We start from the raw sequence: 11,856 nt of genomic DNA on the forward strand, positions 1-11,856 counted from the left end.
TTTCAGTTATTCTGCTTTACGTTCATAAACACAACACGTATGTAATGCTGCATAATCTTCATCTGTCGCACGAACTTCACCTGTATCGTGTCCAACTTTAGCAACCGCTTCACAAATTACAGTAGTAGAAGTTTTGTTTTCATCAATAATTACGTGTAATGTTTGATCTTCTGAATGCCATTCTGCGGACTTCACTCCTTTGATAGCATAAGCAGCTTTTTCAATTCTCTTTTTACACATATCGCAGTTTCCTAAAACCTCGATATCATGCTTTGCATTTTTTTTCTTTTTTTCTTGTGCATTTGATGTAAATGCAAATCCTACTAAAGCTAGGAAAACTAATACTAAATTTTTCATCTTTTTTTTATTTTATTTTAAATCTTAAACCAGCATAATACATTTGTCCGAAAATTGGAGCATAAATCATAGTACTATCAAAATTAGAACCAAAAGGATCATCTGCTCCTAAAATCACACGATTTTGTTGATAATTCGTCATATTCTCACCTCCAACATAAATTTCAAAACGATCACTAAAGATCTTTGTAACTTGTGCATTTATAGTCGAAAATGGATTTGTATTTTGACCTAATTGATTTTGTGCTAAATTATCACCCGTATATGGTAAACGTTGCTTTCCTAACCAATTCCAAGTTGCATCAAACTTCCAACTTCCACCTTTATCTGTTTCGTGTGTTTGATATTCTAAGTTCACAAATACTCTGTTTTTCGCTTGAAGCGGACGTTCTAAATTACCTGATTTATAAGTTGTTTTAATATCGTAATATTTATAAGCGGCACGTAAATTTAAATGTTTTGCTAAATTATATGACAAATCAACCTGGAAAGAATTAGCATACGACTTTCCATCTAAATTATAGAAATCAACAGTACGAGCCGATTGATCTAAATCAACAACGATTTGATTTTGAAAATCTGTTCTGTAAAAATCAAATCCAATCTCAGCTTTTTTACCTAAGAAATGAAATCCTTGAGAGAAACTAACACCATAATTCCAAGCAATTTCTGGGTCCATATGATATGCTTTTCCATCTGCATAATTAATATTAAACTGACGAGAACTTGCAAAAAGATATTGATTCTCAGCAAAAATATTTGCAATACGTTTCCCTCTTCCAACTGAAGCACGAATTACAGCATCTTCCCAAGGATTGTAACGTAAATGTAATCTCGGAGTAACAAATAATCCCAAACGATTTGAATTATCAACACGCCCTCCTAAAACTAAAGCGAAATTATCAGCATTATCATACGTATATTCAAAAAACGCTCCAACCGAATTATCTGTTCTATCATAGTTTTGAGCTGTGTAATTAAATACATCTTCTCCATAATTATCATAAACAAAATTCAATCCAGTAGAAAATTTATGTAACGTATTACTGATAATTGAACTAAAAATTAAGTTCGAATAAAAACTTCTTTGTGAAATATTATATTCATTTAAACCAAAATAAGATTTTTGGTTGTGATAACTAAATGAATTTTGCCATCCAATACTTTGAAAAGGCATATCCGGAAAAACGTATCCAATTTTTGCATTGGCATCGAACTTTTCTGTGTTAATTTCGGAACCCCATAAATTGGTAGTTCCTTTATCACGTTTTTTATCAAAATCTACTTCGCCAGTTTGTTTTTCATCTTTCATATAACGAGCTGATAAAAACGCAACTAATCCGTTTTCTTGGTCAATATATTGCCAGCGATTCATTACATTAATCTGACTTCCAAGCGGATTATCTAAAAAACCGTCATGATTCATATCGTTTTTAGAAACACGCGCATTTCCATGAACAAATAAAGTTGAACTCCATTTATCATTCAATTTATGATTTAAATGTGTATTTACTTCAAAACGAGAATCTGTAGAACCAAAAAGATTTAAATAAAAAGGAATGTCATTTGCAGGTTTAATCAATTCGGTATTGATTTGCCCAGAAATACTTTCAAAACCATTAACCACACTTCCTGCACCTTTAGTTACTTGAATACTTTCAACCCAAGTTCCAGGAACAAAAGATAATCCGTAAGCCTGAGAAGCTCCACGAACTGTTGGAATATTTTCTTCTGCAATTAAAATATACGGACTCGTTAAGCCCAACATTTTAATCTGTTTGCTTCCAGAAATGGCATCCGAAAAATTCACATCAATGGCCGGATTTGTTTCAAATGATTCAGCCAAATTACAACAAGCTGCTTTCAACAATTCAGCGCTATTCATTGTCATTGTATTGGTATTCGAAGTATGAGAACGGGTTGTACTTTTTCGGGTTGTTTTGATTACAAGCTCATCCAAGGCTTGTTCTGATTTTAAAGTAATAATCAAGTTTTCTTTATTCGGAAAAGTAGAAATTTCCATAAGTTCAAAACCAACATACGAAACTTGTAAAATCGCATCCGGAACAAACTCTAAAGTAAAATTTCCTTGGGCATCGGCTTCAGCTCCAATTTCAGTATCTTTCCAAGAAATTAGAGCAAATTCTAAAGGTTTATTGTTTTTATCAACAACTTTCCCTGAGATTGTTTCCTGTGCTTGAGTATATTGAAACAAGACACAGAAAAATAATAATATATAATTTTTCATTTTTTTACACGGGTATTTAGATTAATAAATAATTTAATAATCTAAAGTTTAAGCGTAATAAATAAGTTTTCGATAAAGTTTATAAAAAGGAGGCGCATTCGATTCACAGTAAAATTGAACGAATGTGTTTTTAGGAATTTGTAACTCAAAAGCTTCCGGAATTACAATTTGATGAACCTCTGGAACTAAAAATGAATTGATTTGGAACTGAACAGAATTAGTTTTAATTTGTTTTTCATCTGTTTTCTGTTTAACCACCTCATCCTTGCAACAAGGTTCTTCTTGTGTAGATTTTTTTTGTCCGCAACAAATATCTGAATCCTGTTCACTTAAAGAATGAAGCTTCGATTCAGAAAGAAAATCGAAAGAAATATCTGCTATAACTTCTTTACAATAATGTATATTAACAGCCAGTCCAATGTTTGAAAACATTAGAAAAAAGGTCATAATAAAACATATGTATTTTTGTTTAAGCATAAATCAAAGGTAATATTATATCTGTTAAAAAAAAACTAAAAACCGAAAAATGAACAATTTAGATTTATTTTTACAAAAAATAATAAAATGAAATTCGATATCTTAAAAAACAATTGTTTAAACATAGTAGAAAACAACGAATTAAAATTCGAAGATAAACTTCTAGAAATTTGTAAAATATTAAAAAACGAAATAGCATATTATGATTGGGTAGGATTTTATTTCAGAAACGGTGACAAAGAAGAATTAATTTTAGGTCCTTATGCTGGAGAACCAACAGACCATACAATTATTCCTTTCGGAAAAGGCATTTGCGGACAAGTTGCTGTTTCTAATAAAAATTTTGTCGTAGAAGATGTAACAGCTCAAGATAATTATATTTCCTGTAATTTCAATGTGAAATCGGAAATTGTAATTCCGCTATTCGTTGACGGACAAAACATCGGGCAAATTGATATTGATTCAAACACTTTAAAAGCATTTGGTAAAGAAGACGAATTGTTTTTGGAATGGTTAAATAGTGAGATTAGTAAAATATATAATTCCTAATATTTTAAGAATTTAACTACCAGTCAATAACGATAAAACTATTTTATAGATTAACTCTTGTCAATTCAAAAAATATATATACATTTGCAGGGAATTAGAAAACCTAATTCGTACATAATAATCATTTAAACAATATTAGCATGTATTTAACTAAAGAAGTTAAAGAGCAAATCTTCGCTAAACACGGAGGTGCAGCAGCAAACACAGGTTCTGCAGAAGGACAAATCGCTTTATTCACATTCAGAATTTCGCATTTAACTGAGCATTTAAAAAAGAACCGTCACGATTACAACACTGAGCGTTCATTAGTACTTTTAGTAGGTAAAAGAAGAAGACTTCTTGATTACTTAAAGAAAACTGAGATTAACAGATATCGTGAAATTATCAAAGAATTGAATATTAGAAAATAATCAATCGATTAAGAGGTGCCTTTGCGCCTCTTTATTTTTTTACACAAAAGCTAACAGAAGTTTGGTTTTTCATTGGGTTTCAAACAACTACACACAACAACACAACAACACACACCGCTTATTTATTTAAGCAAGAACAAACCCATTGTTTAATAAAACTAAAGAAATTATGATTCCTAAAGTAACCAAAGAAATCATCGATTTAGGAGATGGAAGAACCATCGAAATCGAAACAGGTAAATTAGCCAAACAAGCTGACGGTTCAGTAGTCGTTCGCTCAGGAGACTGTATGCTTTTAGCTACAGCGGTTTCTGCAAGAACTGCAAAACCAGACATCGATTTTCTACCATTAACAGTAGATTATAGAGAGAAGTTTTCAGCAGCAGGTCGTTTCCCTGGAGGCTTTTTCAAAAGAGAAGCTCGTCCTAGCGACAGCGAAATTTTAACTATGCGTTTAGTGGATCGTGTTTTACGTCCATTATTCCCAGATGATTATCACGCTGAAACTCAAATTATGATTCAGTTGATGTCATTTGACGAAAACGTTATGCCTGATGCACTTGCTGGTTTAGCAGCATCTGCTGCGTTAGCTGTTTCTGACATTCCTTTCTACAACTACATTTCTGAAGTTCGAGTAGGAAGAGTAAATGGTCAATTAATCATCAATCCTACAAAGAAACAATTAGAAGAATCTGATATCGATATGATGATTGGAGCTTCTAAAGATTCTGTTGCGATGGTTGAAGGTGAAATGAAGGAAATTTCTGAAGCTGAAATGGTTGAAGCAATTAAATTTGCTCACGAAGCAATCATCAAACAAGTTGAAGCACAAGAAAAGATGCGCGCGGCATTAGGATTAACTTCTTATAGAGAATACGAATCTGAAAAAAACAACGAAGAAATTCTTGAAAGAGTAAATGCTTTCGCATATGATAAATTATATGCAATCGCAGCTGAAGCTAGTGCTAAACATGAAAGAAGTGAAAAATTCGCTTTAGTAAAAGAAGAATTAAAAGCAACTTTTACAGAAGAAGAATTAGAAGAAAATGGAGATTTAGTTTCTAAATATTTTTCTAAAACTCAAAAAGAAGCTGTTCGTAACTTAATCCTTGACCAAGGAATTCGTTTAGACGGTCGTAAAACTACAGAAATTCGTCCAATTTGGTGTGAAGTAGATTACTTACCATCAACTCACGGATCTTCAATCTTTACACGTGGTGAAACTCAAGCATTAGCAACTGTAACTTTAGGAACATCTAGAGAAGCAAACGTTATCGATTTACCAAGTGATCAAGGTGAAGAGCGTTTCTATTTACATTACAACTTCCCTCCATATTCTACAGGAGAAGCAAAACCTTTAAGAGGTGTTTCTCGTAGAGAAGTTGGACACGGAAACTTAGCACAACGTGCTTTAAAAAATATGATTCCTGCAGATTGTCCTTACACAATCCGTTTAGTGTCTGATGTATTAGAATCAAATGGTTCATCATCAATGGCAACGGTTTGTGCTGGAACTTTAGCATTATTAGATGCTGGAATTCAAATGGTAAAACCAGTTTCTGGTATCGCAATGGGATTAATTTCTGATGCAAAAACAGGACGTTGGGCAGTTTTATCTGATATCTTAGGAGATGAAGATCACTTAGGAGATATGGATTTCAAAGTAACAGGAACTGAAAAAGGTATCACTGCTTGTCAGATGGATATTAAAATTGAAGGATTAGCTTACGATATTATGGAGCAAGCTTTAAAACAAGCTCACGAAGGTCGTTTACATATCTTAGGAAAGTTAGTTGAAACAATTGCGCAACCAAATGCAAATGTAAAAACTCACGCTCCAAAAATTATCACAAGAACAATTCCTGGTGCATTCATCGGTGCATTAATTGGACCTGGTGGAAAAGTAATCCAAGAATTACAAAAAGCTACAGGTACAACAATTGTTATTAACGAAGTAGATGAGCAAGGAGTTGTTGAAATTTTAGGTACTGATCCTACTGGAATTGAGGCAGTATTAGCTAAAATTCAATCAATCACTTTCAAACCTGCAATGGGTGAAGCTTATGAAGTTAAAGTAGTTAAAATGTTAGATTTTGGAGCAGTTGTTGAATACACAGCAGCACCAGGAAATGAAGTTTTATTACACGTATCTGAATTAGCTTGGGAACGTACTGAAAACGTAACAGACGTAGTAAACTTAGGTGATGTATTCCAAGTTAAATATCTTGGATTAGATCCTAAAACTAGAAAAGAAAAAGTTTCTCGTAAAGCATTATTACCTCGTCCTCCGAAAGAAGAGAAAAAACCGGAAGCTAAAACAAATGAAGCTCCGAAATCTGAAGATAAAAAATAATCTTATTTGAATTAGATTTTTTAAAAAAGCGATTGATACTTTTATCAGTCGCTTTTTTTTGCATTAAAAAAATCTCAATATTGCTATTGAGACTTTTTTAATTTTATTTAGATTGTTGCTTTTGTAACAAATCTCTAATTTGCATTAACAATTCTTCTTGTGTCGGACCAGCTGGAACAGCAGGAGCGGCAACTTCTTCTTTTTTCTTAAATTTATTAATACCTTTAATCATAAGAAATAAAGCGAAAGCAACAATAATAAAAGAGATTGCAGCAGAAGCAAAATTTCCATATTTAATAGCCGTCCCTGGGACAACCAAATCAGCTAAATTACTAAGATTAGCAGCTTTTAAAGCCGGCGTTAAAATTGCTGGAGTAATAATATCCTCAACTAAAGAAGTCACAATCTTTCCGAATGCACCACCAATAACCACACCTACTGCTAAATCAATTACATTACCTTTTACAGCAAATTCTTTAAATTCAGTAAAAAATCCCATAGTCTTATTTTTTTAATGTTTATAAACAAAATTATACAATTTCTTTAAGCTTAAACACACAAAAACAGAATAATTTATTCTTTATAGAAAATACGTTTTACTCGTTGAGAAATACCAGTCATCACTTCATACGGAATCGTATTCCAAAATTTAGCAATTTCAGTAACGCGTAATTGTTCACCAAATATCAAAACTTCTGTTCCTATTTCACAATCTATTTCGGTAACATCAATCATCATCATATCCATACAAATTGCCCCAACAATTGCTGCTTTTTTATTGTTTATAATTACATACCCAACTTCATTTCCCCAAGCACGACGAATACCATCAGCGTAACCAATTGGGATTGTAGCAATTTTAGATTTACGATTCGCAACAAAACGTCTTCCGTAACCCACACTTTCACCAATTTGAACTTCATTAATTTGTAAAATCAATGTTTTTAAAGTTGCAACATTTTGAAGTTGTTCATCTTCAAAAACATCATTACCAACTCCGTACAAACCAATTCCAACACGAACCATTTCGTATTGATGACCTGAAAAATTATAAATTCCAGAAGTATTTAGAATATGACGAATCGGATTAATATCTAATTTATGAATCAATTCGTTACTCCAAAGTTTAAATTTCTTCAATTGCTCGTGAGTGAAATCAATTTCTTCAGGCATATCACTTGTTGCTAAATGCGAGAATATACTTTTTACTTCTAACAAATTCGAAGCTTTCAAAATCGGAATCAATTCATCGAAATTTTGCTGAACAAAACCCAAACGATTCATACCAGTATTCAATTTTAAATGAATTGGATATTTATATAAATTATGAGATTGCGCAACTTTTATAAAAGCATTTAGTTCGGAAATTCCGTAAATCTCAGGTTCTAAATGATAAGCAATCATCGTTGAGAAAGCCGAATTTTCAGGATTCATAACAATAATCGGCATTGTAATTCCTGCGTTACGTAATTCAACTCCTTCATCAGCAAATGCAACACCCAAATAATCCACTTTATGATGCTGTAATAATTTAGCAATTTCAAAGCTTCCATTTCCATATCCAAAAGCTTTAACCATAACCATAATTTTGGTTTCTGGCTTAAGTTTCGATTTATAAAAATTCAGATTATGAGTTACGGCATCTAAATTTATTTCAAGAACCGTTTCGTGCTTTTTTTCTTCAAGTAAAGCAACAATTTTCTCAAATTCAAAACTACGAGCTCCTTTCAAAAGAATCGTTTCGTTTGCAAAATCTTCATCTTTGAAATGAAATAAAAAATCTTGAGTTGAATCAAAACGGATAACATTTTCAAGTTGTGATAAATGATTTTTAATCTTATTTCCGATTGCAAATACACGATGAATTTTATTTCCCAACAATAATTTTTCGACTTTAGCATACAAGACATTTTCATCAAAGCCACTTTGAAAAATATCTGACAAAATCACTGTTTTATTTTCGTGCGTTTTGTGATTTTCCAAAACATCTAAAGCAATTTTCAAAGACTGATAATCGGACGAATAACTATCATCGATAATCGTACAATTTTGAATTCCATTTTTAATTTGCAAACGCATCTCAACACGATACAAATTGGCAATTCGCTTTTGAATATCAGTAATTGGAATATTTAAATACAACAAAATTGATACACAAGTTGCTATATTTTGCAAAGATGATTTATCCACAAAAGGAATCTTGATTTCAAAATTTCCAAAATCAGAAGAAACTTCTAAAACATCAACTTTAATCAAATTAAAATTTATATTTCCTTCATTTTTAAAAGACCAAGTCAACAATTTAGCTTTGGAAGAAATTAGTTTTAAAACTTCTTGATTAGATTCACAAATTAATACATCAACATTTTTGAAAAGTTTTAATTTCTCAAGAATTTTTTGTTCACGATTTTGAAAACCTTCATCGTGAGCTGAACCAATTGAAGTTAAAATACCAATATTAGGTTGGATGATTCTTTCAAGCGCATCCATTTCATTAGGAAGTGAAATACCCGCTTCAAAAATTCCTAAATTATGATTTTCGTTAATTGCGATTACTGAAAGCGGAACGCCAACTTGCGAATTATAACTTTTGGGACTTTTAATAATTGTAAAATCAGAACTCAATAAAAAGTTCAACCATTCTTTAACAATCGTTTTACCGTTACTTCCGGTGATACCAATAACTGGAAAATCAAATTTTGAACGATAAAAGGCTACGAAATCTTGAAATGCTTTTAAGGAATCATCAACTACAAAAAAAACAGCTTTTGTTTCTAAATTTTGCGGAATTTTTTGAACCACGAAATATCTAATTCCTTTTGAAATTAAATCTTCGATAAATAAATGTGCATCAAAATTTTGTCCTTGAATCGCAAAGAACAAAGTATTATTATTATTTCTTAAAGAACGGCTATCGATAGAAACATCAGCAATATCAACAACTTCAAGTATTTCATCACAAACGAAATCCGCTTTTAAAACCGTCTTTAAATCTTGAATAAAAAAGTCCATAAAATATAAATTCTATTTCAAAGGTAGAAAGAAAAAAAGGGAATTAGAAGTAAGAAAATTAAAAAGATTATCTCCTTTAAAATGGATGAATTTAAAATTAAAATATTAATTTGCAACACAATCAAAAAAACACGAAAAAATGGAAATTTTCGAAATATTGGGTGTCATTCTTGCACTACTTATCGGAGTTTCACTAGGATTAATTGGAAGTGGTGGTTCTATTCTTACTGTTCCAATTTTAGTTTATGTTGTTGGAATCGACCCGATTTTAGCAACAGCATATTCGTTATTTATTGTTGGTTCAACTTCTTTGGTCGGAAGTATCAAAAATGCTCAAGAAGGAAATGTACATTATAAAATTGCGTTGGTTTTTGGAATTCCATCTTTGATAGCCGTTTTCTTAACTCGAGCAGAATTAGTTCCACTTCTACCCGATTTCATTGTACTTTCAAACAAAACAGAAATTCCGAAATCAAAACTAATTATGGTTTTCTTTGCGATTGTGATGTTTGCAGCGTCTTCACGAATGATTCGAAAACCAAGACATAAAAACATTGCAAAACAAGAAATCTTAACATCGTTTATTCCGCTAGCTTCCCAGGGATTATTAATCGGAACAATCTCTGGATTAGTTGGTGCAGGTGGTGGATTTTTAATCATTCCAACTTTGGTATTTTTCGCAAATCTTCCAATGAAAAAAGCAATTGGAACATCGTTAACCATAATCGCTTGCCAATCGTTAATTGGTTTTACTGGAGATTTAGCACATCAAGAAATTGATTGGAAAATATTATTGAGTTTTACTTCCGTTTCAATAATTGGAATTTTCATAGGAATGAAACTATCAAAAAGAATTATGGATGGAAATCTAAGACGAATCTTCGGATGGTTTATTTTATGCATTTCTATTTACATTATCATAAAAGAAATTTTTTAAAAACTGATTCAAGTCATTAATCAAAACATATAAAATACGTATTTTTACATAGATTTAAATTGCGAAAAAATGAAGATAGAACAAATTTACACAGGCTGTTTAGCGCAAGGTGCTTATTATATTGAAAGTGAAGGTGAAGTTGCAATTATTGACCCTTTAAGAGAAGTTCAACAATACGTTGATAGAGCTACAAAAGATAATGCTAAAATAAAATATATATTCGAAACACATTTTCACGCAGATTTTGTAAGCGGACATTTAACACTTTCGCAAAAAACTGGAGCTGAAATCGTTTATGGACCAACAGCTAAACCAGCATTTGCGGCTCATATTGCAACTGACGGGGAAGTTTTTAAAATCGGAAAAATCACAATTACTGCACTACATACTCCTGGTCACACAATGGAAAGTACAACTTATCTTTTAAAAGATGAGAACGGAAAAGATTATGCTATTTTCAGCGGTGATACTTTATTTTTAGGTGATGTTGGAAGACCAGATTTAGCACAAAAAGCAGCTAATATGACTCAAGAAGAATTAGCAGCTACTTTATATCATAGTTTACGAACTAAGATTATGCCTTTAGCTGACGATGTAATTGTATATCCTGCACACGGAGCTGGTTCGGCTTGTGGAAAGAATTTAAGCAAGGAAACTGTTGGAACTTTAGGAGAGCAAAAGAAAACAAATTATGCTTTAAGAGCTGATATGACGGTTGAAGAATTTGTTCAAGAAGTTACAGATGGTTTATTACCACCTCCTGCATATTTCCCTGAAAATGTTCGTTTAAACAAAGAAGGTTACGAAAGTATTGAAACTATTATCGAAAAAAACAAAGCTTTTACTCCAGCCGAATTTAAAGAGGTTGCTGATGAAGCTTTAATTTTAGACGTTAGAGATGCAGACTCGTTTGGTAAAGAACACATTCCTGGCTCAATATTTATCGGAGTTGACGGAGGTTTCGCTCCTTGGGTTGGTGCTTTGATCACTGATATCAATCAACCAATTGTTTTAGTAACTCCAGAAGGAAGAGAACAAGAAACAATTACACGTTTGTCTCGAGTTGGATATGATAATACTTTAGGTTACTTAGCTAATGGAATCGAAGCTTGGAAAGCTGCAGGTTTTGAAACAGATTCTATTGAACGTATTTCTGCAGAAACATTAGCAGAGAAAATCAACGCAGGAGAAAAAAATGTTTTCGATGTTAGAAAACCTGGAGAATACAACAGTTCTCATATAGAAAATGTACCTAATTCTCCTTTGGATTTCTTAAACGACCACATCAATGATTTCCCTGCAACAGAAACAACGTATTTGCATTGTGCTGGTGGATATCGTTCAATGATTGCTGCTTCAATTTTAAAAGCACGTGGCTTCCATAATATGATTGATGTAATCGGAGGATTTGGAGCAATTAAAAAAACAAATTTAAATTTCGTTGAAACGGTTTGCCCTTCAACTTTATAATAACAATATTCAAACGTCTTAATTAATTAAGGCGTTTTTTTTT

10 protein-coding genes and 1 pseudogene are annotated in these 11,856 nt (G+C 32.0%); 6 read left to right on the top strand and 5 right to left on the bottom strand.

Going from position 1 to position 11,856, the window contains the following annotated elements:
• Nucleotides 1–6 precede the first annotated feature (6 nt).
• Both EG240_RS01315 and EG240_RS01320 read right to left on the bottom strand, forming a co-directional pair.
• Nucleotides 7–357 (bottom strand): heavy-metal-associated domain-containing protein, encoded by a 351-nt coding sequence (locus tag EG240_RS01315; RefSeq protein WP_125016622.1) that lies wholly within the window; start codon nucleotides 355–357, stop codon nucleotides 7–9.
• A 7-nt stretch (nucleotides 358–364) separates the two neighbouring features.
• Entirely contained in the window at nucleotides 365–2,572 is a 2,208-nt protein-coding gene (locus EG240_RS01320) for a TonB-dependent receptor (RefSeq protein WP_397337273.1), read from the bottom strand.
• On the opposite strand from EG240_RS01320, the pseudogene EG240_RS17050 reads away from it, so the two are divergent.
• Nucleotides 2,530–2,625, top strand: a pseudogene (locus EG240_RS17050) (hypothetical protein); the annotation flags it as partial. The gene EG240_RS01320 and the pseudogene EG240_RS17050 sit on opposite strands and share 43 nt — an antisense overlap.
• Before the next feature lie 28 nt (nucleotides 2,626–2,653).
• Here the strand turns inward: EG240_RS17050 and EG240_RS01325 are convergent.
• Complete coding sequence (locus tag EG240_RS01325) at nucleotides 2,654–3,082, bottom strand: HYC_CC_PP family protein (RefSeq protein WP_397337260.1); 429 nt, start codon at nucleotides 3,080–3,082, stop codon at nucleotides 2,654–2,656.
• Between the two features lie 87 nt (nucleotides 3,083–3,169).
• On the opposite strand from EG240_RS01325, the gene EG240_RS01330 reads away from it, so the two are divergent.
• The 3 genes from EG240_RS01330 to EG240_RS01340 all read left to right on the top strand — a co-directional run bounded on the left by EG240_RS01330 (nucleotide 3,170) and on the right by EG240_RS01340 (nucleotide 6,394).
• A complete protein-coding gene (locus tag EG240_RS01330) occupies nucleotides 3,170–3,631 on the top strand; it encodes a GAF domain-containing protein (RefSeq protein WP_125016628.1) in 462 nt (153 codons plus the stop codon).
• Nucleotides 3,632–3,771: 140 nt separating this feature from the next.
• Nucleotides 3,772–4,041 (top strand): 30S ribosomal protein S15, encoded by a 270-nt coding sequence (gene rpsO / locus EG240_RS01335; protein ID WP_125016630.1) that lies wholly within the window; start codon nucleotides 3,772–3,774, stop codon nucleotides 4,039–4,041.
• A gap of 169 nt (nucleotides 4,042–4,210) precedes the next feature.
• Nucleotides 4,211–6,394, top strand: coding sequence for a polyribonucleotide nucleotidyltransferase (locus EG240_RS01340; protein ID WP_125016632.1), 2,184 nt, complete (start codon nucleotides 4,211–4,213; stop codon nucleotides 6,392–6,394).
• A gap of 103 nt (nucleotides 6,395–6,497) precedes the next feature.
• Here EG240_RS01340 and mscL read toward each other — a convergent pair whose 3' ends face one another.
• Together mscL and EG240_RS01350 are read right to left on the bottom strand one after the other, a co-directional pair.
• On the bottom strand, nucleotides 6,498–6,893 hold the full coding sequence (gene mscL / locus EG240_RS01345) for a large-conductance mechanosensitive channel protein MscL (RefSeq protein WP_125016634.1): 396 nt from the start codon (nucleotides 6,891–6,893) through the stop codon (nucleotides 6,498–6,500).
• A gap of 74 nt (nucleotides 6,894–6,967) precedes the next feature.
• On the bottom strand, nucleotides 6,968–9,406 hold the full coding sequence (locus EG240_RS01350; protein ID WP_125016636.1) for a bifunctional UDP-N-acetylmuramoyl-tripeptide:D-alanyl-D-alanine ligase/alanine racemase: 2,439 nt from the start codon (nucleotides 9,404–9,406) through the stop codon (nucleotides 6,968–6,970).
• Between the two features lie 139 nt (nucleotides 9,407–9,545).
• Between EG240_RS01350 and EG240_RS01355 the strand changes: the two genes are divergently transcribed.
• Both EG240_RS01355 and EG240_RS01360 read left to right on the top strand, forming a co-directional pair.
• Entirely contained in the window at nucleotides 9,546–10,343 is a 798-nt protein-coding gene (locus EG240_RS01355) for a sulfite exporter TauE/SafE family protein (protein WP_125016639.1), read from the top strand.
• Between the two features lie 69 nt (nucleotides 10,344–10,412).
• Nucleotides 10,413–11,813 (top strand): MBL fold metallo-hydrolase, encoded by a 1,401-nt coding sequence (locus tag EG240_RS01360; RefSeq protein ID WP_125016641.1) that lies wholly within the window; start codon nucleotides 10,413–10,415, stop codon nucleotides 11,811–11,813.
• The last annotated feature ends 43 nt before the right edge of the window (nucleotides 11,814–11,856 follow it).

The sequence above is a fragment of the Paenimyroides tangerinum genome, assembly GCF_003865405.1.
GTDB lineage: Bacteria > Bacteroidota > Bacteroidia > Flavobacteriales > Flavobacteriaceae > Flavobacterium > Flavobacterium tangerinum.